Annotated in this window: 25 protein-coding genes and 1 pseudogene; 17 read left to right on the top strand and 9 right to left on the bottom strand. The window is 72.5% G+C overall.

Annotation, left to right across the window (positions count from 1 at the left end; all coding sequences use genetic code 11):
* Positions 1–175 precede the first annotated feature (175 nt).
* From ACFVWD_RS17670 to ACFVWD_RS17690, 5 genes are all read left to right on the top strand, one after another.
* On the top strand, positions 176–2,260 hold the full coding sequence (locus ACFVWD_RS17670) for an AAA family ATPase (protein WP_389597058.1): 2,085 nt from the start codon (positions 176–178) through the stop codon (positions 2,258–2,260).
* Positions 2,257–4,662: a WD40 repeat domain-containing protein gene (locus ACFVWD_RS17675; protein WP_389597060.1), complete on the top strand. Its 2,406-nt coding sequence runs from the start codon at positions 2,257–2,259 to the stop codon at positions 4,660–4,662. Before ACFVWD_RS17670 ends, ACFVWD_RS17675 begins: the two co-directional genes overlap by 4 nt.
* Before the next feature lie 358 nt (positions 4,663–5,020).
* Entirely contained in the window at positions 5,021–5,728 is a 708-nt protein-coding gene (locus ACFVWD_RS17680; RefSeq protein ID WP_389597061.1) for an RES domain-containing protein, read from the top strand.
* Between the two features lie 356 nt (positions 5,729–6,084).
* Entirely contained in the window at positions 6,085–6,504 is a 420-nt protein-coding gene (locus ACFVWD_RS17685; protein WP_389597063.1) for an XRE family transcriptional regulator, read from the top strand.
* Between the two features lie 55 nt (positions 6,505–6,559).
* Positions 6,560–6,955, top strand: coding sequence for a helix-turn-helix transcriptional regulator (locus ACFVWD_RS17690; protein WP_101399329.1), 396 nt, complete (start codon positions 6,560–6,562; stop codon positions 6,953–6,955).
* Positions 6,956–7,035: 80 nt separating this feature from the next.
* Here ACFVWD_RS17690 and ACFVWD_RS17695 read toward each other — a convergent pair whose 3' ends face one another.
* The 3 genes from ACFVWD_RS17695 to ACFVWD_RS17705 form a co-directional block, all read right to left on the bottom strand.
* A complete protein-coding gene (locus tag ACFVWD_RS17695; RefSeq protein WP_389597065.1) occupies positions 7,036–8,205 on the bottom strand; it encodes an NAD-dependent formate dehydrogenase in 1,170 nt (389 codons plus the stop codon).
* Positions 8,206–8,338: 133 nt separating this feature from the next.
* A complete protein-coding gene (locus ACFVWD_RS17700) occupies positions 8,339–9,271 on the bottom strand; it encodes a LysR family transcriptional regulator (protein WP_168509752.1) in 933 nt (310 codons plus the stop codon).
* 240 nt (positions 9,272–9,511) lie between these two features.
* Entirely contained in the window at positions 9,512–9,988 is a 477-nt protein-coding gene (locus tag ACFVWD_RS17705) for a molybdopterin-dependent oxidoreductase (RefSeq protein ID WP_389597067.1), read from the bottom strand.
* A 175-nt stretch (positions 9,989–10,163) separates the two neighbouring features.
* Between ACFVWD_RS17705 and modA the strand changes: the two genes are divergently transcribed.
* From modA to ACFVWD_RS17720, 3 genes are read left to right on the top strand one after another with little or no spacing between them, the layout of a single operon-like run.
* Positions 10,164–11,000, top strand: a complete 837-nt coding sequence (gene modA / locus ACFVWD_RS17710; RefSeq protein ID WP_389597068.1) for a molybdate ABC transporter substrate-binding protein — start codon at positions 10,164–10,166, stop codon at positions 10,998–11,000.
* Positions 10,997–11,863 carry a molybdate ABC transporter permease subunit gene (gene modB, locus ACFVWD_RS17715; RefSeq protein WP_389597070.1) on the top strand — a complete coding sequence of 289 codons (867 nt, stop codon included), beginning with the start codon at positions 10,997–10,999 and terminating at the stop codon, positions 11,861–11,863. The genes modA and modB overlap by 4 nt, the downstream gene beginning before the upstream one ends.
* Positions 11,860–12,945, top strand: coding sequence for an ABC transporter ATP-binding protein (locus tag ACFVWD_RS17720; RefSeq protein WP_389597072.1), 1,086 nt, complete (start codon positions 11,860–11,862; stop codon positions 12,943–12,945). Before modB ends, ACFVWD_RS17720 begins: the two co-directional genes overlap by 4 nt.
* A 46-nt stretch (positions 12,946–12,991) precedes the next feature.
* Here the strand turns inward: ACFVWD_RS17720 and ACFVWD_RS17725 are convergent, their stop codons facing one another.
* Positions 12,992–14,002: an FkbM family methyltransferase gene (locus ACFVWD_RS17725; RefSeq protein ID WP_389597074.1), complete on the bottom strand. Its 1,011-nt coding sequence runs from the start codon at positions 14,000–14,002 to the stop codon at positions 12,992–12,994.
* Between the two features lie 69 nt (positions 14,003–14,071).
* Here ACFVWD_RS17725 and ACFVWD_RS17730 point away from each other — a divergent pair, with 69 nt between their 5' ends.
* The 3 genes from ACFVWD_RS17730 (at position 14,072) to ACFVWD_RS17740 (ending at position 16,167) form a co-directional block, all read left to right on the top strand.
* Entirely contained in the window at positions 14,072–14,533 is a 462-nt protein-coding gene (locus tag ACFVWD_RS17730) for a cupin domain-containing protein (RefSeq protein ID WP_389597075.1), read from the top strand.
* A gap of 200 nt (positions 14,534–14,733) precedes the next feature.
* The gene (locus ACFVWD_RS17735) at positions 14,734–15,156 is read left to right on the top strand and encodes an ATP-binding protein (RefSeq protein ID WP_389597077.1); all 423 of its coding nucleotides are present in this window, start codon (positions 14,734–14,736) and stop codon (positions 15,154–15,156) included.
* Positions 15,157–15,300: 144 nt separating this feature from the next.
* On the top strand, positions 15,301–16,167 hold the full coding sequence (locus ACFVWD_RS17740) for a hypothetical protein (protein ID WP_389597079.1): 867 nt from the start codon (positions 15,301–15,303) through the stop codon (positions 16,165–16,167).
* A gap of 35 nt (positions 16,168–16,202) precedes the next feature.
* Here ACFVWD_RS17740 and ACFVWD_RS17745 read toward each other — a convergent pair whose 3' ends face one another.
* Together ACFVWD_RS17745 and ACFVWD_RS17750 are read right to left on the bottom strand one after the other, a co-directional pair.
* Complete coding sequence (locus tag ACFVWD_RS17745) at positions 16,203–16,481, bottom strand: SCO5918 family protein (protein WP_385372962.1); 279 nt, start codon at positions 16,479–16,481, stop codon at positions 16,203–16,205.
* Between the two features lie 245 nt (positions 16,482–16,726).
* Positions 16,727–16,930 (bottom strand): cold-shock protein, encoded by a 204-nt coding sequence (locus ACFVWD_RS17750; RefSeq protein WP_010986199.1) that lies wholly within the window; start codon positions 16,928–16,930, stop codon positions 16,727–16,729.
* A 434-nt stretch (positions 16,931–17,364) separates the two neighbouring features.
* Between ACFVWD_RS17750 and ACFVWD_RS17755 the strand changes: the two genes are divergently transcribed.
* Positions 17,365–18,375, top strand: a complete 1,011-nt coding sequence (locus ACFVWD_RS17755) for a hypothetical protein (protein ID WP_389597081.1) — start codon at positions 17,365–17,367, stop codon at positions 18,373–18,375.
* Positions 18,376–18,407: 32 nt separating this feature from the next.
* Here ACFVWD_RS17755 and ACFVWD_RS17760 read toward each other — a convergent pair whose 3' ends face one another.
* The 3 genes and pseudogenes from ACFVWD_RS17760 to ACFVWD_RS17770 all read right to left on the bottom strand — a co-directional run.
* On the bottom strand, positions 18,408–18,686 hold the full coding sequence (locus tag ACFVWD_RS17760; protein WP_389597082.1) for a ribosomal protein L7/L12: 279 nt from the start codon (positions 18,684–18,686) through the stop codon (positions 18,408–18,410).
* An 11-nt stretch (positions 18,687–18,697) separates the two neighbouring features.
* Positions 18,698–19,471, bottom strand: a complete 774-nt coding sequence (locus tag ACFVWD_RS17765) for a L,D-transpeptidase (RefSeq protein WP_389597083.1) — start codon at positions 19,469–19,471, stop codon at positions 18,698–18,700.
* Between the two features lie 133 nt (positions 19,472–19,604).
* A pseudogene (locus tag ACFVWD_RS17770) lies at positions 19,605–20,081 on the bottom strand (SigE family RNA polymerase sigma factor); the annotation flags it as partial.
* Positions 20,082–20,215: 134 nt separating this feature from the next.
* On the opposite strand from ACFVWD_RS17770, the gene ACFVWD_RS17775 reads away from it, so the two are divergent.
* From ACFVWD_RS17775 to ACFVWD_RS17795, 5 genes are all read left to right on the top strand, one after another.
* A complete protein-coding gene (locus ACFVWD_RS17775; RefSeq protein WP_389597085.1) occupies positions 20,216–21,154 on the top strand; it encodes a L,D-transpeptidase in 939 nt (312 codons plus the stop codon).
* Positions 21,155–21,242: 88 nt separating this feature from the next.
* Complete coding sequence (locus ACFVWD_RS17780) at positions 21,243–21,881, top strand: SigE family RNA polymerase sigma factor (RefSeq protein ID WP_389597087.1); 639 nt, start codon at positions 21,243–21,245, stop codon at positions 21,879–21,881.
* A complete protein-coding gene (locus ACFVWD_RS17785) occupies positions 21,878–22,579 on the top strand; it encodes a hypothetical protein (protein ID WP_389597089.1) in 702 nt (233 codons plus the stop codon). The genes ACFVWD_RS17780 and ACFVWD_RS17785 overlap by 4 nt, the downstream gene beginning before the upstream one ends.
* A gap of 5 nt (positions 22,580–22,584) precedes the next feature.
* Positions 22,585–24,444 carry a transglycosylase domain-containing protein gene (locus ACFVWD_RS17790; protein WP_389597090.1) on the top strand — a complete coding sequence of 620 codons (1,860 nt, stop codon included), beginning with the start codon at positions 22,585–22,587 and terminating at the stop codon, positions 24,442–24,444.
* On the top strand, positions 24,441–24,662 hold the full coding sequence (locus ACFVWD_RS17795; RefSeq protein WP_217569960.1) for a hypothetical protein: 222 nt from the start codon (positions 24,441–24,443) through the stop codon (positions 24,660–24,662). The genes ACFVWD_RS17790 and ACFVWD_RS17795 overlap by 4 nt, the downstream gene beginning before the upstream one ends.
* The last annotated feature ends 33 nt before the right edge of the window (positions 24,663–24,695 follow it).

Genomic DNA, 24,695 nt, shown 5'->3' on the forward strand with positions numbered 1-24,695 from the left:
GCCGGGGAGGCTGTAGGGACGCTCGTCCAGGCGGCGGCCTGCGGTATTGGGCTGCGACGACTCGGTCATGGCGGGAAGAATAGAGACCATGCGAGGGCGGGCGGGCGGGCTTGTCAGGATCGGGGAGCCGGGTGACGCCGGCGATACGGGGCGGGCCACGGCGGGCCGTGCGTCGGTGAACGCCGTGACCGCCGTGGACGAGCACTCCGCGCGGCGCACCCTGTTGACCCTCGCCGTCCGTGACTACGACGACGGGGACACGGAGTTCACCGCCGGCATCGACGAACAGCTCTCCGTCGTGGCCGACTGGTGGTGCGCCCCGGGAGCACCGGAGCCCTTCACCCACGTCCCCGCGCCGGAACTGCGCGAGCGCTTCGACGTGGAGCGCTTCCTGCACGAGAGCAAGGTGCGCGAGATGCGCGGCCGCGCCCTGGTCGTCTTCATCACGGGCCACGGCCAACTGGGCGCCTCCCGCACCCACTTCCTCCAGCTGCCGAGGACCGAACCCCGGCGCCAGCTGGCCACGGCCATCCGCACCAGCGAGATCGTCGCCGCCGCCCTCGACTCCCGAGCCGAACACGTCCTGGTCGTCATCAACACCTGCTACGCGGCCGGGATCGCCGAGGAGCTGGAGAAGCTGCACCAGGAGATCCTGCCGAGCCGGCGCACCGGCGGCAGCCTGGACGTCGTCGCCACCTGCGCCCACGACCAGCTGGTCCAGGTACGGCAGTTCCCCTCGGTGATGCGCCGTGTGCTGGAGCGGCTGCGCACCACCGCCCAGATCACCACGCCCTGGCTGAGCGTCGCCCATCTGATGACGGAGTTCGAGAGCGAACTCGGCACCGACACCGAGCGGCGCAAGCACCGGCTCAAGCGGGTCCTGGACGGCGGCGGCCAGACCGCCCTGACGCCCTGTCTGCCGAACCCCGGCTACCGGCCCGTACGGGAACTGGTGGGGCCCGCGCGCCGCCAGGTCGCCACCCCGGCCGACGAGGTCGACCACTGGCTCGACCGCGCCAGCGGCCGCCCCCAGGAGACCGACCCCGGCTGGTACTTCAGCGGTCGCGAGGGACTGGGCCGCGCCATCACCGCGTTCCTCGGCCGTCCCCGCGGCGTCCTGCTGCTGACCGGGACCGCCGGCAGCGGCAAGTCGGCCGTGCTGGCGCGGGCCGTGACGTTCAGCGACCCGCTGTTCCGCGACGACCCGCGCTACGGCCCCGCGCTGCGCTCGGCCGCACCCGAGACCGTCCCGCCCGAGAACTCCGTCACCGCCGCCGTACTGGCCCGCCACCGCACCGCCTCCGACGTGCTCGGCGACCTGCTGCGCGCCCTGGAACTGCGACCGCGCCCGGCCGGGCCGAGCGACGACCCGGTGGAACTGCGCCGCGCCCAGCTGATGGCCCACCTGGACGAGCCGGGCGACCCGGTCACGCTCGTCCTCGACGGCCTGGACGAGTCCGTCGAACCCTTCCGCGTGGTCAGGGACGTACTCGCCCCGCTCACCGCCCACTGCGGCGGCGCCCCCGCCCTGCCCGGCCAGCGCCGTCCGGAGCGGCAGCGGTCCCTGCGGCTGCTGATCGGCGTACGCAGCAGCCGTCCCCGTACGGACCGCGCCGTCCCTGCCGGGCCCGCGGGGCGGGAGGTGGGGCTGCTCGGCGCGCTCCGGGAGGTCTTCCCCACGGCGTCCGTGCTGCGCACCGACGAGACGGACAGCGAGAGCGACATCGCCGACTATGTCCAGGCGCTGGTCGGCGACGAGACGTCCGGCGGCGACAGCACCCGGCAGGCGGCCGAGACCGTCGCCAAGCGGGTCTGGCCCTCGTTCCTGGACGCCCGGCTGGCCGGCGAGCAGCTGCACCACGCGTCCGACCCCGGCGCGCTGGCGGACAACCCCGACTGGCTCGAACTGCTGCAGGCGGGCACCGTCGGTCTGCTCCGGCGCGATCTGGCGCTCGTCGAGGACGAGGGGCTGCCCCCGGAGGTCGCTCTCGCGCTGCTGCGGGCCGCCGCGTTCGCGCTGGGCGCGGGCATCCCCTGGTCGGACGTGTGGCCTGCCGTCGCCGGGGCGCTGCTCGGCCGGCCCCTCGAGGAGCCGGACCGGATGATCGAGAACCTGCTGAAGAGCAGGCTCGCCGGATATCTGGCCCACGACGACGAGGACGACCGGCTGGTGTACCGGCCGGCCCACGAAGCCCTGGCCGAGCTCCTGCGGGATCCCCGCCAGGACCTGCTGGCCGGTGTCGGGGGCGACGCCGTATGAGCGACGCGGACACCCCGTACCGCGCGCCCCGGCCGGGCCGCTCCGACACGGGCGGCTCGAGGGCGTGGGCCGACGACTCGAAGGCGTGGGCCGACACGAAGGACGCGCACCGGCTCATCGCCGAGGCGCTGTCCCGGCTCGTCGCCGCGGACCCGACGATCCCGCCCCACCCGTATCTCAGCCGCCACCTGGCCCAGCACGCGGCCCGGGGCGAGGTCCTCGACGACGCCCATGTGCCGCTGGCCGTACTGCCCTGGGAGTCCAGCGCGAACGTGCGCACACTGCTGCGGCAGAGCGGCGCCGTGGGCGCCGCGCTGCGGCAGGAGTGGCTGGAGGCGTGGGCCCGCATCGAGCCGTTCATCGGCGGCGCCGGTCCGGACTCCCGGCTGACGAGCCTGCACCTGGCCCAGCACGCGGCGACCCGCCCCCGCACCCCGCTCGACACGTCCGCCGCGCGGGTGTCCGGTTCGCGCATCACGCCGCTGTGGAGCGACTGGACGGCTCAGGACAACGTACTGGCCGTCTCCGAGACCCGCCTCGAATCGCTGACCCGCACCACGACCGCCGACGGCCGCTCGCTGCTCGTCAGCGGCGACAGCCACGGCACGATCCGCATGTGGGAGCCGCACGGCGTACCGGCGATGGCGCCGCTGCACACGTACGGCGGCGCGGTCCAGCATCTGCTGCCGCTCCCGGGCGACCTGCTGCTCTCCGCGGGCACCGACGGTTCGGTGCGCGTCTGGCACCTCACCCGGGGCCAGTTGCTCGCCGAACCCGTCCACCGCCCCGGCACCTGGGTCAGCGCCCTCACACTCTTCGCGGCGAAGGACGCCCCGGAGGTCGTCCTCGTCGCCCACAGCGACGGCGCTCTCGGCGCGCTGGACCCCGTCACCTTCCGACCCGTCGACACCCCGCTGCCCGCCCTCGATCCCGCTCCGGCCCTGCTGAGCGGGGTCGGTCTGGGCGGGGCGGAGGGGATGGTGCTGGCCGTGGCCCAGGGCCGACGGGTGCGCGTCTGGGATCCCCGGCGGCCCGACGGGTACACGCACGAGCACGAGCACCAGGGGGCGGTGCGGGCCCTGGTGGACCTCGCGGCGCCGGGACGGTACGCGCTCTGCGACGACTCGGGGTACGTCGGTTTCCGGGACGCCTCGACGGGCCGGGAGACGGCCGTCGCGCCGGCTCCGCCCGCGGGGCCCGCCATCGCCCTGACCGCCCTGACCGTGGCGGGCCGGGCGGCGGTGGCGTCCGGGGGCAGCGACCACACCCTGCGGGTCTGGGACGCGCGGACGGGCGCGGCGATCGGCGGCGCCCTGGAGGGACACACCGCTCCTCCGGTGGCTCTGACCACGCTGCCGGGCACCCCGCAGGAGCTCCTCGTCTCGGCCGGCGCGGACCACACCCTGCGGCGCTGGAAGCCGGGCGGCCCGGGCGTCGGCGCCGGGCGCGCGGTCCGGCGGCCCGTCACCGCGGCGGCGCTGTCCGGTCCGGGGTCCACCGCCGGGGCGCCGCTGATCGCCGTGGCCGACGAGTCCGGTACGGCGCTGTGGGACACCGGGACCGGCCGCTCGGTCGCCCTCCCGGCGGGACACGCCACGGTCACCGCCTTCGCCTCGGCGCTCGTCCGGGGCGAGCCCCTGCTGGTGACCGCGCACAGCGACGCCGGGGTCCAGCTGTGGTCCCTGGACCGGGGAGCCCACGCCGCTCCCGCACGGCTGGCCGGACTCCTCGGCCACAGCCTGCCGGTACGGTCGATGGCCGCCTTCCCGCACGACGGACGGACCCTGCTGGTCACCGGGGGCGCCGACGGCACCGTACGTCTCTGGGACCTCGACCGGGGGTGTGTGCTGGCGTGCCGGGAGGACCATCTGCTCAGCGTCCGGGACGTCGCCGTGCTCGACACGGCACAGGGTCCGCTGATCGTCTCCGCGGGCACCGACGGGACCGTACGGCTCTGGGATCCGGCCACGCTGCGGCCCGCGGGGGCGCCGCTCCACTGCGAGCAGCGGGTCGTCAACGCCGTCGCCGCCGTGCCCGTCGACGACTCGGACCGTGCCGTCCTCGTCGCGTCCGGCGGGGAGGACGGCACGGTCCGGCTCTGGGATCCCGGCACCGGGCGGCCGGTCGGGCGGCGGCTGGACATCGGCGACGGGCCGGTGGCCGCGCTGGCGTTCTTCCGGACCGCGACCGGCCGCCCCTGCCTCGCGGCGACGGGCCCCGGCGGAACCATCCACCTGTGGGACATCGACACCGGCTCGCACCTGCTGCGGATCGTGACGGGCAGCCCGCTCGGCACCCTCGACGCCCGGCAGCCGGGCGGCCCGCACCCCAAGCACCCCGTCCTCCTCGCGGCGGGAGTCGCCGGCGTATGCGTGTTCGACGTTCGAGTGGAGGGGCGCTGATCCGGCGCCCGCCGGGCCGCCGAATGTGCGCGTGCGCCTCCCGTGTGCCCCAGCGCCCCCCTCTCGCGCCCCCGCCACGGCGTGGAAGCGGGCATCCTGGGGCGCGCGCCACGGGAGAATGATCGCCCGCATGTTCCGGCGGAACATGCGGGCGAGGGGAACGTACGGCTACGGGAACGTACGGGCTCGGAAACCTGCGGGACACAGGGATCACGCGCCTCGTGCGGACCGCGCGGCACCTTCCGCACGGCACGCGGGCCGCGCGGGCCACCCGGGCCCGGGGCCCCTCGGCCCGCCGGGCGGCGCCCCGGCAGTGCGGCAGCGGCCGCAGACCATCGGCTCAGCAGCGAGGACCAGGATGAACAACAGCCCTTCGGCGGTGACCACAGCCCACTTACCGTCCCTCGTCCCCGCTCCGGAACGCGGAGTGTGGCGGCTGGGCAAGAGGGATCACCCCAAGGAGTACAACCGGCTCGAACCCGAGACCAGCCAGGGCTCCAGCGCGGGCCGCTTCAGCCTCGCCACCTACGGAATGCTGTACTGCGCCAGCGATCCGGCCGGCTGTTACGCCGAGGCGCTCGCGCCCTTCCGCGTCCATCCCAAGCTGCGCGGGCTCATCGGCCACGAGTGGGACGAGCGGCCCAGCCACATGAGGCTCGGCCACCTGGCCTCGGGCTGGCGCGAGGACCACATCCTGGTCCGGCTCGAACCCGCCAAGGACGCCCAGTTCCTCGACGTCGACGCCGAGGCCACCCGGACCGTCCTCGCACGCGAACTCCGGGGCGAGCTGACGGCGTGGGACATCGAGCCCCCGCTCACCGACCTGCACATCCATGGGCGCGACCGCAGGCTCGCCCGGCAGATCGCGGCCTGGACGGTCGCCCAGCGCAACGACGCCGGCCACCGGCTGGCCCAGGGCATCGCCTACCGCTCCGGATACGGCGGGCGCACCTGCTGGGCCATCTTCCACGACGTCGATCTCGTCGAGGCCGAGCGGCGCCCCATCCAGCCGGAGTCCCCCGAACTGCGCGCGGTCGCGGCGGAATACGGCCTGCGTGTCTTTTGAACGGGACTCTCGGATCTTCTGAACGGGACTCGCGATCTCCTGAACGGGGCGTTCGGGTCCGCCGAACGGCGCCCGCCCCCCGGGCGTTCGGCCGCACCCGCGTCGCCCGATCGAGCGGTGCTCCGTCCCGTACCCATCGACGGCACCGGAGAAAACCCCTGGTCAAACCCCTCACGCCATTTTCGAGGTGGGATTTCACAGGGGATTGAAGGGGGGAAAACGGTGGAGTGAGAGACCCTCCGACGGGTAGACTTCCCTCAACACAACTGAGGAGACGCCATGTTGACACCCCGTCTGTCACCCCTCGCGCCATCCCGCGTCTTACCCGTTTCATGACCGCCACGAAGCGAGGAATCATGCAGCCACTGCGAGAGTCCGCGGCCAAGACGGTCACCACGAGCGTCACCGACAAGGTCACCGAGACCACCGCGCACGCCAACACGGTCCAGAAGTCGATCGCCGACATAGCGCGCTTCCTCCAGGACAACTTCGGGCAGAAACTCACCGCGTTCATCGCCGGTATCGAGGACCCGAAGCAGGTCGGCAAGTGGTCCAGCGCCCAGAACAGCCCGAGAATCGACTCCGAGCTGCGCCTGCGGGCGGCCTACCAGGTCTTCCAGATCATCGAGCTCCAGGAGAACTGCCACACGGCACGCGCCTGGATGATCGGCATGAATCCGCAGCTGGAGGACGACTCACCGCTGCAGGCCATCGCCGAGGACCGGCACAAGGACGTCATGGCGGCGGCCCGCTCGTACGTCAAGGGCGATCTCTGACGCACCCCACGGGCTTGCTTGCATATGCAAGGATCTCGCGCCTATCTTGGCGCGCATGCAGTCCTACACCATCGGTCAGGCGGCCCGGCTGCTCGGCGTGAGCCCGGACACCGCACGACGGTGGGCGGACGCCGGGCGGGTGGCGACGCACCGGGACGAGGGCGGGCGGCGGCTGATCGACGGGCGGGATCTGGCCGCGTTCTCCGTCGAGCTCGCCAAGGGCGGCAGCGGTGAGGAGGACGCCTCCTACACCTCTGTGCGCAACGCGTTCCCGGGCATCGTCACCGCCGTGAAGCTCGGCGACGTGGCCGCCCAGGTGGAGATCCAGGCCGGACCGCACCGGCTGGTCTCCCTGCTGACCCGGGAGGCCGTCGAGGAACTCGGCCTCGAGGTCGGCATGGAGGCCACCGCCCGCGTGAAGTCGACGAACGTGCACATCGACCGGGTCTAGTCTCCTGAGTCAGGAGACTAGGGCCTGTCCTTCGAATCAGGCCCTCGGGCGGCGGCCTCGACGGCCGTCGGTCTACCCGCTCATCGGGTGACGGAGTACGAGTGCGCCCCCGTCCCCGCCAGCGCACCCCCGTCGACGATCAGGTACTCGTCGCGGATCGGGGTCCCGTCGAGCCACGACTCCAGGATCTCCCGGGTGCCCGCCGCGTAACGGGCCTGCGCGGACAGCGACGAACCCGAGATGTGCGGGGTCATGCCGTGGTGCGGCATGGTGCGCCAGGGGTGGTCGGCCGGGGCGGGCTGCGGATACCAGACGTCACCCGCGTACCCCGCCAACTGCCCGCCGCGCAGGGCCCGTTCGACGGCGTCCCGGTCCACGATCCGGGCCCGCGCCGTGTTGATGAGATAGGCACCGCGCTTCATCGTGGCGAGCAACTCGTCGCCGAACAGGCCCTCCGTCTCCGGGTGCAGCGGCGCGTTGATGGTGACGACGTCGCAGTGCGGCGCCATCTCGGCGGCCGTGGCGTGGAAGGTCAGCCCGAGCTCCCGCTCCACCTCCGCCGGCAGCCGGTGCCGGTCCGTGTAGTGCAGCTTCACGTCGAAGGGCGCGAGGCGGCGCAGCACCGCGAGCCCGATGCGCCCGGCGGCGACCGTACCGACGTGCATGCCCTCCAGGTCGTACGAACGGGCCACGCAGTCCGCGATGTTCCAGCCGCCGTCCAGGACGACCTGGTGGGAGGGGAGATAGTTGCGGACGAGGGAGAGCGTCATCATCACCACGTGTTCGGCGACGCTGATGCTGTTGCAGTACGTCACCTCGGCGACCGTGACACCGTGCGCGATGGCCGCGTCGAGGTCGACGTGGTCGGAGCCGATGCCCGCCGTGATCGCCAGCTTCAGGTTCTTCGCGGCGGCGATCCGCTCGGGGGTCAGATAGGCGGGCCAGAACGGCTGCGAGATGACGACGTCCGCGTCCGGCAGCTCCCGGTCGAAGACCGAGCCAACGCCGCCGCGCACCTCCTTGTCGGAGGTGACCACCAGGGTGTGCCCGCGCTCCTCCAGGAAGCGGCGCAGACCGAGTTCGCCGCTCACGCTGCCGAGAAGGTGGCCGGGGGTGAAGTCGGTCGCCTTCGGGGTGGGCGCGCTCTGGCCGCCGGGATAGTGGTCGATGACGGGGAGATCGTCCCGGGCGTACGTGGTGGGGTATCCGTCGGTCGGGTCGTCGTACAGCACGCAGAGCACCTTGGCCATGACGCGGCTCTCCTCAACTCCGTTGATCGTGGGCTCCGTCGAACGGACGGTGCTGTCACGATCCTCGGAGCCGATCGCGCTGGTCAAAGCGAACGTCGCTATGCCCGGATAGACGGCGGCTATCAACAGGCCCTCAACCGCGCCCGCCCAGATAGGTGTGGAGCAGAGCGTCCAGCGCGTCCCTCACCCCCGCCTCGCGCGCCACCTTCAACAGCGCCTCCGCCAGAACGGACGGAGGATCGTCCCGCGCCACGACCAGCCCCACCCTCGGCCCGTGCGCGGGCCCCTCCAGCGGCACCACCCGCATCCCCTCCGGCACCCCGAACATGTGCAGCCAGGCATGGGAGATCACGCTGGACCAGCGGCCGCTGGGCAGATGCGCGTACAGCCCGGCGACACTGTCCGACTCGATCGCCGGGGTCGCCTTCGCGCCGTCCGCCGCGAAGCACTCGTCGATGATCCGCCGGTTGCGCATCCGGGGACTCAGCAGGCACAGGGGCAGGGCGGCCGCGTGCGCCCAGCGGGCGGTCGTCGCCGCGCCGAGCGGACCGGTCACCGGGGTGAGGAGCACATACCGCTCCTCGTACAGCGGGAAGCGGCGTACGTGACGAAGCTCTGCGTCGTCCAGATACGTCATCGCCGCGTCGAGCTCGAACTCGGCGAGCCCGTGGGTGATCTCGGCCGACGACAGGGACTCCAGGCGGACGCGGGCCCCCGGGTGGCGTTCGCAGAACGGGGTGGTGAGGAGGGAGGCGGCGGGCAGCGCGGTGGGGACGATACCCAGGCGCAGGGTGCCGGTGAGGCCGCCGCGCAGCGCCGACAACTCCTGGTGCAGGGCGTCGCGCTCGGCGAGGATGCGGTGCGCCCAGGCGAGTACCACCTCCCCCTCCGGGGTCAGCCCCTCGTACCGTCTGCCCCGGCGCACGATCGGCACGTCCAGCTCGTGTTCGAGACGGCGGATCGCGGCGGACAGCGAGGGCTGCGAGACGAAGCAGGCGGCCGCCGCACGGGCGAAGTGCCGCTCCCTGGCCAGCGCGACCAGGTACTCCAGCTGACGCAGCAGCATCCACGACCTCCCCGGCGGGCCAGGCTCGCAGGCGCCCCCGCGCCACGTCCATGCCCTCGGCGGCTAGGGCCTGTCGTCACATTCCCGTCGTCCGCCCGGAGGGCGGGCCCTGCGGGGTCAGGTGCGTGCTCTCGGCGTGCCGGGCGCAGGCCCTCGTACTGGATGTACTTGGGTCTGTGCCCGGTGCGGCGAGAGGGCGTGCATGGCGTCGCGGGGCAGACGGGAATGTGACGACAGGGCCTAGGTCCACGACGGGTAGCGCCCGTCCACGCGGATCGCGTTGATGCCGCTGATGTGCCGGGCGCCGCAGCGGTCCTGGGGCAGTACGAGCTGGGGGCCCGCCCGGTCCAGCGGGGTGTCGTCGATGCCGACCGCGAGGAGGACCGGGGCGTGCCCGAAGTCCGGGTCGATCTCGGCCCAGGTGAGGAGCGCGTGATGGCCGTCCGCCCCGGCCACCGCGATGAGGAAGCGCAGCCGGTCCTTGCGGCGGGCGGGGTCGAAGCCCGGTCCGGCGTCGTGCAGGACGTCGTGCAGCAGGGGCCCCTCGAAGCGGTGGTGCTGTACGCCGCTGGTGGCGCACTCGAAGCTGACCCGGGCCCGGTGCTGGGGCCAGGCCAACAGGTCGGGCACGGTCAGCCGGACCGGACGGGCGAGGTCGCCGGTCAGGGCGACCGACGCGAGCGAGTGAGCGGGCGACTGCGTCAGGGACTGGCCCACTGGGCACCACCTCCCGAATGTCCGTACCCAGGAGGCGGTCCCGTACAAACGCACATGCGTACACCCAGGCAACGATCGTGCAGCTCATGCGATGTGACAGGAGACTTCCGGCTTGCATCTGCGGAAGTATGATCGGTGTAAGCATGCCTGAGGCTTCTGAGGGAGTAGACCCGTGATGACCCGATCCACGCGCCGGACCCGCACCCGCACTCTGCGTGTGGCCGGCGTCGGCGCCGCCGCGCTGCTGGCCCTGAGTGCCTGCTCGTCCTCCGACTCCGACTCCTCCTCCAACTCCTCCCCGAAGTCGGACACCTCGGCCTCCTCCTCGGCGAAGCTCTCCGGCACGGTGACCGTGTTCGCCGCCGCTTCGCTCAAGGAGAGCTTCACGACCCTGGGCAAGGAGTTCGAGAAGGCCAACCCGGGCACGAAGGTCACCTTCAACTTCGCCGGCAGCGACGCGCTCGCCGCCAGCATCACCGGGGGCGCCCCGGCCGACGTGTTCGCCGCGGCCAGCCCCAAGACGATGGCGATCGTGACGGACAAGAAGGACGCCGCGACCACGCCCGCGACCTTCGTGCGCAACCAGCTGGAGATCGCGACCCTGCCCGGCAACCCCGACAAGGTCGCCTCCCTGAAGGACCTCACCAAGTCCGGCCTCAAGGTCGTGCTCTGCGACAAGACGGTGCCGTGCGGCGCCGCCGCGCAGAAGGCGCTGGACGCGAGCAAGCTGAAGCTCACCCCGGTCTCCTACGAACAGGACGTCAAGAGCGCCCTGACGAAGGTGGAGCTGAAGGAGGCCGACGCCGCCGTCGTCTACAAGACCGACGTGAAGGCGGCGGGTGACAAGGTGGAGGGCGTGGAGTTCCCCGAGTCGGCCAAGGCCGTCAACGAATACCCCATCGCCCTGCTCAAGGACGCGCCCAACGCGGAGGCGGCGAAGGCGTTCATCGCGCTCGTGCAGTCCGCCGAGGGCCAGAAGGTCCTCACCGCCGCGGGATTCCTGCAGCCGTGACCGAACTGGACGCCTCCGACGCCGCGGCCGACACCCTCACCGGTGGGCCGCGGCGCCGGCGCGTCCGGACGGGCCGACGGGCGGCCGGGATTCCGCTCCCCCTCCTCCTCCCCGCCCTGGTCGGCCTGGCCTTCCTCCTGCTCCCCCTGATCGCCCTGCTCGTACGGGCCCCCTGGCGGGACCTCCCGAACCAGCTGACCAGTACGGCGGTCTGGCAGGCGCTCCAGCTGTCCCTGGTCTGCGCCACGGCGGCGACCGGGGTGAGCCTGGTGCTGGGCGTGCCACTGGCCTGGCTCCTCGCCCGTACGGACTTCCCCGGGCGGGGCTTCGTGCGGGCCCTGGTGACGCTGCCCCTCGTGCTGCCTCCGGTGGTGGGCGGTGTGGCGCTGCTGCTGGCGCTCGGGCGCAACGGCGTCGTCGGGCAGTGGCTGGACTCGTGGTTCGGGATCACGCTGCCGTTCACCACGGCGGGCGTCGTGGTCGCGGAGGCGTTCGTGGCGATGCCGTTCCTGGTCATCAGCGTGGAGGGCACGCTACGGGCAGCCGATCCGCGCTACGAGGAGGCCGCCGCGACGCTCGGCGCCTCCCGGTTCACCGCGTTCCGCCGGGTCACCCTGCCGTTGATCGCGCCCGGGATCGCCGCCGGTGCCGTACTGGCATGGGCACGCGCCCTGGGCGAGTTCGGGGCGACGATCACCTTCGCCGGCAACTTCCCCGGCCGCACCCAGACCATGCCGCTCGCCGTCTACCTGGCCCTCCAGAACGACCCGGCCGCCGCGATCGCCCTGAGCCTGGTCCTGCTGGCGGTGTCGATCGCGGTCCTGGCGGGCCTCAGGGACCGCTGGACGGCGGCGCCGTCATGACGGACCCGACGCTCCCCCTGGGCAAGCCCCCCGCTTCCGACAAAGGGCTCGACGCCCACCTGGTCGTCCACCGCGACGCCTTCCGTCTCGACATCGCCCTGGCCGCCGCGCCCGGTGACGTCGTCGCGCTGCTCGGGCCGAACGGGGCGGGCAAGAGCACCGCGCTGCGGGCGCTGGCGGGGCTCACCCCGTTGTCCGACGGCGGCCGGATCCGGCTGGACGGCGCGGACCTGGGGCGTACGCCGCCCGAGGCCCGTCCGGTCGGCGTCGTCTTCCAGGACTATCTGCTCTTCCCGCACCTGTCCGCCCTGGACAACGTGGCGTTCGGGCCGCGCTGCCAGGGCGTACCGAAAGCGGTGGCGCGGGAGCGGGCCGCCGAGTGGCTGGACAGGATGGGGCTGGCCGAGCACGCGGCCGCCAAGCCGCGCCGGCTGTCCGGCGGACAGGCACAGCGCGTCGCGCTCGCCCGCGCACTGGCCACCCACCCCCGGCTGCTCCTGCTGGACGAGCCGCTCGCCGCGCTCGACGCCCGCACCCGCCTCGACGTGCGCTCCCAACTCCGGCGCCATCTAAGCGACTTCGAGGCCGTCGCCGTACTCGTGACGCACGACCCGCTGGACGCGATGGTGCTCGCCGACCGGCTGGTGGTCGTCGAGCACGGCCGGGTGGTCCAGGAGGGGACGCCGTCGGACATCGCCCGCCATCCACGCACGGACTACATCGCCCAGCTCGTCGGCCTCAACCTCTACCGGGGCGCGGCCGAGGGCCACACCGTACGACTGGACACGGGTCCGGCGATCACCACGACCGAGGATCTGGCCGGTCCCGTCCTCGTGGCGTTCCCGCCCAGCGCCGTCACGCTGTACCGCGACCGTCCGACCGGCTCCAGCGCGCGCAACGTGTGGCGGTGCGAGGTCGCGGGCCTGGAGACGCACGGCGACCAGATCCGCGCGGACCTCACCGGAGAACTAGCGCTCGCCGCGGACCTGACGACGGTCGCCGCGGCCGAGCTCGACCTGCACACCGGGGCGCCGGTCTGGGCGACGGTGAAGGCCGCCCAGACGCACGCGTATCCGGCCTGACGAGGAGTGACCAGGTGGGATCACTCCTTCTGGTCACTCCTTCGGGTCACTCCGCCTTGGGTACCGCGTCCGCGCGGACCATCACGCAGTCGAACTCGACGACCCGGCCGGTGCTCTCCTCACGCGTCACCGGGTACATCCCCGAGATCTCGAACCCGCTGCCCTCGTACGTGGCGATCGACTCGCTCATCCGGGGGCTGCCCTCGTAGAGCCGCAGGGCCGCGACCTCCGACTGCATGCCCACGAAGTCCGCGATCCGCTCCCCGGCCCCCGCGAACACCTCCAGGTCGTAGCCCTGGGTGTCCATCTTCAGATACGGCCGGGGGTCGGCGATGCCGTCGAGCGCCTTCTCCAGCATCCCGTCGAGGCGCCGGATCTCGATCTCCTCGGTGTTGGTCTTCGCGAACCGGAGGTAGCGGTCCTTGCCGTAGTCGCTCGGCGGGAGAAGGGAGTTCATGGTGTTCCAGCCCACGTGGATGGACTGGGCGGAGTCCTCACGGCCGAGCCCGACGTTGTACACCCACCAGTCGTCGTCCTTCTTGGCGGCGCGCTCCAGCTTCTCGAAGGCGTCCTTGGTGGGTTCGAAGGAGACGATCCGGCCGGTGTAGCCGAGCTTGCGCAGCCGCCGCCCGTACTGGCCGGAGTTGGCGCCCACGTCGAAGACACAGTTGACCTGGTACTTCTCCAGCAGGGCCGTAACGTGCTGGGTGCACAGATACTCGGCGGCGGCCAGCTGGAAACGGCGTTCGTCGGCCGCCGAGGCCGTCTCGTCGACCAGCAGCCGCCCACCGGACTCACCGAAGGAGACACTGCCCCAGACGTCTCCCGGCGACGAGGGCTCCCGGGCGACCACCCACATGTCCGCCTTGGCCTCCGCGCCCACCGGTGTGACCACGTACTGTCCGCTGCCGCGGGCGATCAGATCGGCGGCGCGCCCCACGGGGACGCGGGTACGTTTGCCGCGCCGGTAGACCACCGCCGCACCCGAACCGAGATCAAGAACCCGCACCCCGATCCGGGGCAGCAGACCGAGCATTGTTCTGTAGAGGGTCGGCATCCCCACACCCTTTCAGACTCCTGTGAGACACGGGAGTGGTCGGAGAACTTTCGAGAGGAAGGACGGCGAGTGAACACGAGCACCGATCCGGAGAAACCGGCGACGGCCGCCGCACTGGGCATGCGAAGGCATCCCGAGGGCGGCTGGTTCGTGGAGACGTGGCGGGCGGCGCGGGACTTCCACCCCGAGGGCTACCCGGGTCCCCGGGCCGCCGCCACCGCCATCTACTTCCTGCTGTCCCCCGGGGAGACCAGCGCCTGGCACACGGTCCGCTCCGACGAACTGTGGCTGTGGCACCGCGGCGGCCCCCTCGACCTCCTCCTCGGCGGCGACGGCGAAGCCCCGGACGCGGAGCCGACGGTCCTGCGTCTGGGCCCCGCCCTGGAAAGCGGTGAACGCCCGCAGGCCCTGGTCCCCGGCCACGTCTGGCAGTCCGCCCGGCCGGCCGGTGACCAAGAGGTCCTGGTCAGCTGCGTGGTGGCCCCCGGCTTCGACTACGCGGACTTCCGCCTCCTCGGCAACGGGCCGTGAACCGACGGCAACCCTGCCGTGAACCACCAGCAACTCTGTACATCCTTGGCGGCTTTGTGACCTCCGCCCCTGGTTGCCGATCGCCGGGGGCGGGCATCACCCGGGGGCAGGGCCGTCCGCGCACCGTTTCGCGCGGGTCCCGGCCGGCGGGGGTCCGGTCGCCGGGTAGCGGTTGTCCTGGGAGGGGAAGTGAGGTTGTCATGCGTGCGCAGCAGCGCGCCGTCCGACTGACCGCCCGCGTGGAGTACACACTGCCGCGCGCGGCCGTTTCGGCAGGCAGGGCCCGCAGGTTGACCTCGGCGTTCCTGACCCGTCCCCGTCCGCGGACGGCGGCGCCGACCGCCGACCAGGTCGACGACGCCACGCTCATCGCTTCGGAGCTCGTCGCCAACGCCGTCCGGCACGGCCGTACCGGCTGCCGGCTGCGGCTCCAGCTGGGACACGGCGGCGAGGTGACCGTCGAGGTCCATGACGACAGCCCCGGCCGCCCCCGGGTCGGCCTGGTGGACGCCGACGCCGAAAGCGGCCGCGGCCTCGCGATGGTCCAGCAGCTCGCCCACCGCCTGGAAGTCGTCAACACGGGCGTCGGCGGCAAGACCGTCCGGGCGATCCTGGCGGTGTAGCCCCGCCCCGCCTCACCCGGGAGAGTGACCCGGGGCGGACCGTCCAGCGGAGTCGACCGGTGGAGAGCCCGCCCACAGGTAGAGACAAGCATGCGCTTCTCTCCTGACGGGCCCCACGGGCCCCGTGAGCCCCGTGAGCCCCACGTGCCGCAACCGCCACGCGAGCCACGCACTCCGCGCACGCCGCGCGAGCCGCGCAAGAAGATCTGGGTGACGGCGGTCGCGGCCACGACGGCGCTGGCGGGCGCCCTGACGGCCCTCCTGCTCGTGCTCTCCGGCAACGGAGACACGTCCCCGCACCCGGTCTCGGCGGACGAGGCCCAGCGCATGGCACTGGCCCGGTTCCGCGCCTACGAGGCGAGTCCTTCGGAGGTGACGGTCCGGCTGCCCGCGGCGGAGACGGGGGACGGGACGATCACGGTGCGTGCGGTGGTCGACCACCATGTGCGCCGGGCCGTGGGCGCGTACGAGATCGTCGACGACACCCGGACCGTGCAGGGCCTGCTCGCCTGGGACCTGGAGGGCCTCGCCGTGGCCCGCCCGTCGGCTGCCGCGCGCGGCGCCGAGCCCGGCCGGACGACGGCCAGGCCCCCCGCCCCGGACATCGTGACGACCGCCGCGGGGGCCGTCCGCAGGGCCGGCACCCTCAAGCGCGAGGAGTGGACCCGCCGCCCCTACTCCACGGCGCCCCTGGACCGAGCCCTGCGCCTGGTGCTCTCCGTGGCCGCGGACCGGCCCGACAACGCGGAACTCCTCGCCCGTTCAGGTCCGTTGTGGCTGCGCGACGAACGCCTGGACGGCCACGGTTACGGTGTCTTCTCCGGCCCGCGCCCTGGCCCGAGCGCCTCCGGGAGCCCAGCCGACGACTCCACCCTCACCTACTGGATCGACACCGACGGCAATCTCCGCCGCGTCACGGCCCGGATGTCGCCGGGCCACTACGCGACGGTGGACTTCGTGGCGACGAGGGTACGGACGGACGTCCCCGGCGCCCCGTGGATGAAGGGCTGAGGAGAAAAAACGGGGATGCTGGGCCGGACGGGGTGTTACGCGGTCTCGGCCCAGCTGGGGACGGCGGAGCGGGCCGGGGTGACGGCCGGGCGGCAGACGAAGCCCAGACGGGTGAGCGCGCGGGCGACCTCGACCTCGGTGAAGTCGCGGCGGTCCTGCTTGGTGATGACCTCCCCGACCTGCTTGACGGGGTAGGTGTGCGGGCCGATGACCACGGACGCGCTGGTGACGGGTTCGGGCTCGCGGCCCGCCATCGAGTGCTCGACCTCACTCTTGATGAGGTCGAAGGGGAAACGGGCGATCACACAACGCATGGTGTCTCCGCGGGATGAAGTTTCACGGCGCCGGAAGGTGGGCACGGCAGACCGGAAAGTGGGCACAGCTGCCAGAAAATTCGCCGGAAATTCAATCCGGAACGACCGGGAACGGCCGGTGCTGAACCGGGGCCGACCCGGACGGAAGAAAAAAGCAGGTGGCCGGGGCCCGCACCTCATGGTGCAGGTCCCGGCCACCTGTAAGCGTCGGCCGACTCAGAAGTCAGGCGTCAGCAGGTCCCGGACTAGGCGGGGACGATGTTCTCCGCCTGCGGGCCCTTCTGGCCCTGCGTGACGTCGAAGGTCACCTTCTGGCCTTCCTGGAGCTCACGGAAGCCCTGGGTGGCGATGTTCGAGTAGTGGGCGAAGACGTCGGCGCCGCCGCCGTCCTGCTCGATGAAGCCGAAGCCCTTTTCCGCGTTGAACCACTTCACGGTGCCAGTAGCCATGTCAAATCTCCTTCGGGGCAAAGCTCGAGGACCCACACTGTGCGGGTCCGCGTCGCCGCAATGATTGCCCCATCCGGAAAAACTCCCGGATAATTCAGAAGCGACCGACCGGTACGGACCGGAAAGTACGCTCCAAGACTTTGGGAACCACAACTGCAACTGATATCGACACTAGCACGTGCAGCTCCCGAAGGGCGGCGCACTATCTCACCCCACCCCGGGGAATAAAAAAACCGCCCGGACGGCGGCTCATTTTCTACCACGGCCATGACAGATATGTGCCCGCAGGACCTCGCCGGGGCGGTCCTGCGGGCAGCGGCGGGATGATCGGCCGGGCCGCTCACCCGGACAGCCCGGTACGGCTGGCGGGCCGCCGGGCCCGGTGGTGGCGTGGGAGGGACACTCGCGCGTCCGCCCCCCAGGAGGCCTCCGCCATGCAGGTTCCGAACGGTCCTACCGGTCCGTACCGTCTCCTCGTCCGCGCCCTGACCGCGGGCCTCCTGGTGTCGGCGTCCGCGTGCTCGTTGCACGGCATCGTGAGGCCCGCGGAAGCGCCGTCCGTCGTGCCCGACTCCGCCACCCCCTCCCTCACCGACGCCCAGGCCTCGGCCGCGCTGATCACCCAGGGCGAGCTGGGCGGTCGCTGGTCCGCGACGCAGGGCGGGGCGACCTGGCGGGACGGGCTCCTCAAAACCAGGACGGACACGCCGGACTGTCAGCGACTGCTCGACGGTCTGTACGCCGAGGATCTGCTGGGCGAGCCGACGGGAGCCCGGGCCGTCGTGGGCCTCGACGAGAGCGGCAACGCGGCGCAGCTGCGCTACCAGGTCGCCGCGTACGCCGCTCCTTCGGAGGTGGACGCCAAGCTGGCCTGGCTGCGGACGCTGCCCGCGAAGTGCGCGCAGTTCACGTCCACGGACGTGCGGGGTGGGCGGCTCAACGTGACGGTCGTGCCGACGGTGTTGCCCGGGGTGGGCGATGCGCGGGAGGGGCTGCGGCTGACGATGAGCGGTGCGTCGTCCGGCGACCGTGGTGACGGTTCCGGCGGGGCGCCGATGCTGACGCTGGACTTCGCCGCCGTGCGGGTCGGGGACCGGGCGGTCTCCCTCACCAACGGCGGGCTCGGCGGGGCGGCGCAGGACTCCACCCAGCAGGCCGTCCAGGTCGGTACGCAGCGGCTCCAGGACGTCCTGGCGGGCCGCCCCCCGGCCACCGCGCCGACCGTTCCCACCACCGCGCCGGTCGTCCCCACCACCGCACCGGCCGTCCCCACCGCGCCAGCCATTCCCACCACCGCACCGGCCGTCCCCACCACCGCGCCGACCGGCCCCCTCACCGACGCGCCCACCGAACCCCTCACCGAGAGCCCCGCCGACACCGACGACAACACCGCCGCTGACACCACCGACACCACCGACACCACCGATGCCGCCCAGGAGGGCTGACCCCCGAGGACCGGAAGGCCTCGCGGCGGCGGTCAGACCAGCCGGTCGACCGCGTCCTTCGCCTCCTTGAGGCCCGCGCCCGTGACCTCCCGGTACGCCTTGATCGCCTGGATCTTCTTGCCGTCGCGCGCGAGCGCGGCGACCTGTTCGAGCTCCGGGTCGACCTCCGTCAGACCCAGGTGGTCGAGGATCCGGTCGAGCTTCTTCTCGACGCGGGCGACCCTGCGGTCGTTGCGGCTCAGTCTGCCTTCGAGGCCCGTGTAGCACGCGAAGACGATCATGGCGAGGACGAAGAAGCCGAGTATTCCCATGGAGTCACATCCTAGGGAAGACCCGCCGTCACCGACGGCGCTGTGGGCACCGACGGCACGGGCGTAACAACGGTCCGATCGGGATAGGTCGCGGCGCCGCCGGTGCCGCCCGGCAGGACCGTGCCCTCGGTCGCCGACGGCGACAGGTCCGTCGCCGGGGTCGGGGTGGTAGCGCCCCTGATCTCGACCACCGCGCCCGGCGCCAACTTCTTGTACAGCCACACCGCGTCCGCGCGGCGCAGGCCGATCCAGCCGGTCGTGACGTCGTAGGTCCCGGGGGCCTTCTCGTCGCTCGTGAGGGTTCCGATGAAATTCGTCGTCCCGTCGGCGGCACGCAGACCGATCACCCAGGCCACTTTCTCCATGTACTTGCCCGCGAACAAGGACAGTGCCCTGGCGCTGTCCTTCGTGACGACCGTCATCCGTCCCGTGGCCGTTGGGTAGCGGACGGAGCCGGAGGAGATCGGCAGGTCGCGGCCCGCGACCGTCAGCATGCGCCGCGAGAGGTCGACGGTGGCATCGGGCGCGGCCGGGGAGGGGGTGCTGGGCGGGGCGGTGGGGCTCGCGGCCGGGGAGGGGCGGTCCTCGCGGTCACCGCCGGTCAGGTTCAGGGCCACGACCAGGGCCAGGCTCGCGGCGGCGCAGGCACCGGTCACGGCGGTCCATCGAAAACGCCGGCGCCTGCGGCGTACGGCCCGCAGCCGGATCTCGGCACCGGACACCGCCGGGAGAGTCTCGGCGTCCTGGGCCAACTCGCGCAGGCCGGAGGCGAGTTCATCGGACACGGTCGTCCTCCCTCTTCCCCTCGTCCGTTGGATTCAGCGAGCGCGCGGAGCGCGGCGAGTCCGGGGAGTCCGCGAAGCCCGCGGACGGCTTCCCCCTGTCCGCGCGCTTCTTGCCCCTGTCGGTGGTCTCCCACTCGTCCGCCGTCGCCAGCGTCTGCGCCAGCGCCGCCCGGCCGCGGGACAGCCGGGCCTTGACCGTGCCCACGGGGGCACCGGTTTCGGAGGCTACCTGCTCGACACTGAGGTCGCACAGATGGTGCAGGACCAGCGCCATCCGCTGTGCCTCGGGCAGCGTGCGCAACGCGGCGACCAGCGCGGTGCGCTCGGGGTCGGGGCCCGGCGTGTGCTCGGGCGGCGGGGTGCGGCGGACGAGTTCCAGCCAGCGGCGCGCGCGGCGCCAGCGGCTCACCGCGAGCCGCATCGCCACGGTCCGTATCCACGCCTCCGGCGCCCCTTCGGCGAGGAAATCCCGCCGCCGGTCCCAGGCACGGACGAACGCCTCCTGGACGACGTCCTGCGCCTCGCCGTGATCCCCGGTGAACGCGTACAACTGACCGGTCAGCCGAGGGAACGCGGCGGCGTAGAACGCGTCGAACTCTTCCTCGGTCATGCCCCCCGTCTCTTCCTCGGTCGTGCCCCCGCCGGAGACTTCGGAATTTCCACCGCCCCGTGCAACCCGGCGGTCCGTGCCGTGCGTACAGGTCCCGTACGCCGCACATCGAAACACACCGCAGGGGGATCAGGATGACCAGGAGAGCCAGGAGCCGTCGTATCGCGACCGGTTGGACGGCGGCCGCCGTGTGCGCGCTCGCGCTCGTGGGCTGCTCGAAGGGGGCGGTGACGGGGAACGCGGGCACCGAGGTGGACACGGCGACGAAGCCGGGTACAACAACCGGTCAGAAGCCGACCGCCCAGCCCGTCAAGGCCAAACCCCTCGCGAAGCTGACCGGCGCGCACATCAACATCGCCGACGGTCAGACCGTGGGCGTCGGCATGCCGATATCCGTCACCTTCGACCACGCGATACCGACCGGTGAACGGGCCGAGGTGGAACGGCAGTTGAAGGTCGACGCCGATGTCGAGGGCTCCTGGAGCTGGGTGAAGGACCGCAATCTGCTGGAAGGGCAGCGGGTGGACTTCCGGCCCCGCGCGTACTGGAGCCCGGGCACCGAAGTCACCGTCCGGGCGGGCTCGGGCATCACCCGGCACTTCACCGTGGGCCGTTCGCTCGTCGCCACGGTCGATGTGCGCACGCACATGATGAGGGTCGTCAAGGACGGGCAGACCCTGAATGTGCCCATCACCGCGGGCGCCCCGGGCATGGACACCTGGAACGGCACGATGGTCGTCTCCGACAAGACGACCAAGGTCTTCATGAACTCGCAGACCGTCGGCTACGGCGACGCCTACGCGGGCTATTACTACTACGCCGTCCACCTCACCACCTCCGGGACCTACCTCCACCAGAACCCGAAGGCCAATACGTACGCCGGGCACCAGAACGTCACCCACGGCTGCGTCGGACTCGCGACGGACGGCACCGCCAAGAAGTTCTACGACGAGGTCATCCCCGGCGACGTCGTCACCGTCGTCGGCTCCAAGGACACGGTGGCCGTGGGCAACGGCTACGGCGACTGGAACGCGGACTGGGCCCAGTGGCGGGCCGGCAGCGCGCTGAAGTGAGCGTGCGGGCGGGAGAGCCGGGTGTTCAGGTCCCGGCTCCCCGCCCGCCCACACCCCCCACGTACCCGACTCCGAGGGACCGCAGGCCGTGCCTCACACCTCCTCCCACACCCCCTCCGACGCCGCCTCGCACGCCGCCTCCGAAACCCCCGGCGCGCCTGCCGGGAACGGCGAGTTCGCCCCGTACGCCACCGCGGCCTGGCCCCGTCTGGTCCGCACCGCGCACCTGCTCACCGGCGACCTCCACGAGGCCGAGGATCTCGTCCGGACCACGCTGGCCCGGGTCCGTGCCCGCTGGCGGCGCATCCCGCGCGACGACGTCGACTTCTACGTACGTCGCTCCCTGGTCAGAACCCACCTCGGCCGCACGCGGAGAGGACGCGCCGCCCGTCTGCTGACACCGTTCCTGCCCGAGCGGGCGCGCCGGGCCGTACCGGTTCCCACGCAGGCCGTCGCCCGGCGGGACGCGCTCGGCCGGGCGCTGGCCGCGCTGCCCGCGCGGCGGCGGGCCGTGGTGGTGCTGCGCCACTGGGAGGGACTGGGCGAGGCCGAGATCGCGCAGCTGCTCAGCTGCTCGACCGGCACGGTCAAGGCGCACGCCCGGCGCGGTCTGGCGGCCCTGCGCGCCCATCCCTCCCTCGCCGCCCACCTCGCCGCCCGCCTCGCCGCCCCCTCCGTCGCCCCGTCCCCCGCCCGCCGACACCCCGTCTCCGGAGCCCGCTCATGAAACGTCACCGCAAGTTCCCGCGCCCGTCGGCCGAGTCCGAGCCGCTGCGCGAGGTGTTCGCCGAAGCCGCCTACGACGTCACCCCCTCGGCCGTGCCGCTGGCCGCCATCGAGCGCGCGGGCCGGCGGCGCAGGCGGCGGCGTACGGCCGCGGTGGCGGGGTCCGCGTGCGCGCTGCTGGTGGTCCCGCTGGCCGTGGTCGCCCTGCGCGAGGCCATGTCCCCGGAAACGGGCGACGGGCGGGTGGCGTCCCCCTCCGGTCTGCCCATGGCCACGGTGCGGGTCGTGACCGCCGGTGAACGGGTCGAGGTCGCGCACGGCATCAAGATCTGGCTCACCGAGGACGGCGCGCACTGGTCCTCGCCCGCCGACTCCGGGCCGCTGTTCAGCAGTGTGAAGGACGGCACCGACGAGCCCGGCGTCACCGTCCAGCAGGAGGGCGCGGGGGACTGGGGGTACTTCCTCTCCGGCGTCTACCGCGGCAAGCGCGAGGCGGCGCGGGTCGAGATCGAGACCACCGCGGGCCAGGTCGCCGGCACGGCCCTCACCCTCGCGGGCGGCCCGCACTGGGGAGTCTGGTACGCGATGGTGAGCGCACCGAAGCCGGTCGCCCCCGGCCGGCCCGTCGATGTGACCAGGAGAGTCACGGTGTACGACGCGGCGGGCGGGGTGACAGCGAGCACGGGGGCCGGACGGTGAACGACGTGGACACGGACCGCGGCACCGACGTCGCTGTGACCGCCGATGACCACGGCAGCGGCGGCGGCCCCGGCCGCGGGCGACACAGCGCCGGTGGGCGCGGCCGGCTCATGGCGGGCCTGCGCCGCAGGCTCGTCAAGCGGCGGATCCGTATCCGTCGCACCCGCGGGCGCCGGCTGCGCCGCGCGATCGTCGTGCTGCTCACGCTCCTCGCGAACCTCGTCGGCGCGGCCGTGGTGGCGTACCACCTGACGAAGATCCCCGAGCCGCACCCGGAGACGGCCATGCAGAGCACGGTCTTCGTCGACGACCACGGCGACTACCTGGGCCGGCGCGGCCCCGTGGACCGGCAGGAGATCCCGCTCTCGCAGGTCCCCCGGTATGTGCAGGAGGCGGTGATCGCGGCGGAGAACCGGTCCTTCCGCACGGACACCGGGATCTCCCCGAAGGCGATCGCCCGGGCCGCCTGGTCGACGGTGAGCGGCGGCGGCCGGCAGGGCGGCTCCACGATCACCCAGCAGTACGTGAAGAACGCCCTGCTCAGCCCGCAGCAGTCGCTGTCCCGCAAGGCGCGCGAGGCCTTGATCTCGATCAAGCTGGACCGCACCCGTTCGAAGGACGAGATCCTGCAGGGCTACCTCAACACGGTGTACTTCGGCCGGGGCGCGGCCGGCATCCAGTCCGCCGCCCGGAACTACTTCGGCGTCGACGCCAAGGACCTCACGGTGAGCCAGGGGGCGGCGCTCGCTTCCGTCATCAACATTCCCTCGTACTACGAGAAGGCCGGCTCCGACCCGAAGGTGACGGCCAAGCTGGTGGACCGCTGGGAGTGGGTGCTGGACGCGATGGCGCACAGCGGCGCGATCACGTCCGCGCAGCGGGCCGCGGCCCGTTTCCCGGCCTTCCGTTTCTATCCGCCGGGCGACACGGACGGCCAGCGCCAGTACCTCATCGACGCGGCCGCCTCGGAGGCCGCCGACCGGCTCGGCATCACCGAGGACCAGCTCGCCCGCGGCGGCTACACGGTCCGTACGACCTTCGACCTGACGGCGCAGGACGCGACGGCGGAGCTGGCGGCCGACGACACCGACAAGAAGACCGGCGAGAAGAGCGGGGAGAAGACCGCCGAGGAGAAGGCGGCCGAGGAGAAGGCAGGTGGAGGGAAGCGGGCCGAGGTGAAACCGGCCGGGGACGTCCGGGTCCACACGGCCGTGGTCGCGCTGGTCCCCGGCGACGGCGCGGTCCGCGTGCTGTACGGCGGCGCGGACTACGCCGGCCAGCCCTTCAACGACGCGCGGGACGGAGCGGTGGAGGCCGGCACCGCGCTCCAGCCGTTCTCCGGCATGAAGCTGCTCGCCCCCCTCACGGACCTCACCCGCACCGCGGCCCCGACCCCGCTCCGGCTCGCCTCCGCGTACGCCACGGCGGCGGCACACGGTGTCTACGCCACGCCGTACACGGTCGCGAAGATCACCCGCGCGGGCCGCACCCTCTACGAGGCCCACCCCCGCACCCGTACGGCCATGACACGCGACAACGCGGAGATGATCACCAAGCTCCTGTACGGCCGGTCGGACGCTCTCCCGGCCACCCACACCGGCGCCGCGGGCCTGCGCACGCTCTGGCGGACGACGTACGACGAACATCTCACCCTCACCGTCGCTCTCTTCGCGGAACACCCGGCCAAGGGCAAGAAGGCGGCCCTGCCCGCACCCCTCCCGTACACGGCGGGGAGCCGTTCGCTGTCCGTCTCCGGGGGCGTCTGGTCCAAGATCGTCGGCACCGCCGAAGGCCACGATCCGGCTGCGGAACCAAATCCGGGGCTTCCAACCGGCCAAACAAAGCCCATACTGGCTACACGATGACGAAACCCTCCGCGCCCCGGCGCCACCTGCCCACCAGCCCCTTCGCCGCCCCGGTCATCCCCGTGGCCAAGGAATTCAGCCTCGGAGACCGGGTCACCCACGACCAGTTCGGCCTGGGCACGATCATCGGTGTCGAAGAGGGCATCGCCATGCTCGTCGACTTCGGTTCCCGCCAGGCCCGCATCCTCAGCCCCTACACCCGGATGGACCGGCTCTGACGCACGTCACGAGCCCACACCTCGCGACCGCGC

Origin of the sequence: Streptomyces sp. NPDC058086 (assembly GCF_042885015.1) — a bacterium.
Taxonomy (GTDB): Bacteria; Actinomycetota; Actinomycetes; order Streptomycetales; family Streptomycetaceae; genus Streptomyces.

Coding starts and splice junctions, on each gene's coding strand:
- ACFVWD_RS17795 (WP_217569960.1), top strand. CDS start 24,441: ATGACGAAACCCTCCGCGCCCCGGCGCCACCTGCCCACCAGCCCCTTC.
- ACFVWD_RS17675 (WP_389597060.1), top strand. CDS start 2,257: ATGAGCGACGCGGACACCCCGTACCGCGCGCCCCGGCCGGGCCGCTCC.
- ACFVWD_RS17695 (WP_389597065.1), bottom strand. CDS start 8,205: ATGGCCAAGGTGCTCTGCGTGCTGTACGACGACCCGACCGACGGATAC.
- ACFVWD_RS17700 (WP_168509752.1), bottom strand. CDS start 9,271: ATGCTGCTGCGTCAGCTGGAGTACCTGGTCGCGCTGGCCAGGGAGCGG.
- ACFVWD_RS17745 (WP_385372962.1), bottom strand. CDS start 16,481: ATGCGTTGTGTGATCGCCCGTTTCCCCTTCGACCTCATCAAGAGTGAG.
- ACFVWD_RS17775 (WP_389597085.1), top strand. CDS start 20,216: ATGACCAGGAGAGCCAGGAGCCGTCGTATCGCGACCGGTTGGACGGCG.
- ACFVWD_RS17735 (WP_389597077.1), top strand. CDS start 14,734: ATGCGTGCGCAGCAGCGCGCCGTCCGACTGACCGCCCGCGTGGAGTAC.
- ACFVWD_RS17685 (WP_389597063.1), top strand. CDS start 6,085: ATGCAGCCACTGCGAGAGTCCGCGGCCAAGACGGTCACCACGAGCGTC.
- ACFVWD_RS17785 (WP_389597089.1), top strand. CDS start 21,878: ATGAAACGTCACCGCAAGTTCCCGCGCCCGTCGGCCGAGTCCGAGCCG.
- ACFVWD_RS17690 (WP_101399329.1), top strand. CDS start 6,560: ATGCAGTCCTACACCATCGGTCAGGCGGCCCGGCTGCTCGGCGTGAGC.
- ACFVWD_RS17725 (WP_389597074.1), bottom strand. CDS start 14,002: ATGCCGACCCTCTACAGAACAATGCTCGGTCTGCTGCCCCGGATCGGG.
- ACFVWD_RS17750 (WP_010986199.1), bottom strand. CDS start 16,930: ATGGCTACTGGCACCGTGAAGTGGTTCAACGCGGAAAAGGGCTTCGGC.
- ACFVWD_RS17755 (WP_389597081.1), top strand. CDS start 17,365: ATGCAGGTTCCGAACGGTCCTACCGGTCCGTACCGTCTCCTCGTCCGC.
- ACFVWD_RS17760 (WP_389597082.1), bottom strand. CDS start 18,686: ATGGGAATACTCGGCTTCTTCGTCCTCGCCATGATCGTCTTCGCGTGC.
- modA (WP_389597068.1), top strand. CDS start 10,164: ATGACCCGATCCACGCGCCGGACCCGCACCCGCACTCTGCGTGTGGCC.
- ACFVWD_RS17720 (WP_389597072.1), top strand. CDS start 11,860: ATGACGGACCCGACGCTCCCCCTGGGCAAGCCCCCCGCTTCCGACAAA.
- ACFVWD_RS17680 (WP_389597061.1), top strand. CDS start 5,021: ATGAACAACAGCCCTTCGGCGGTGACCACAGCCCACTTACCGTCCCTC.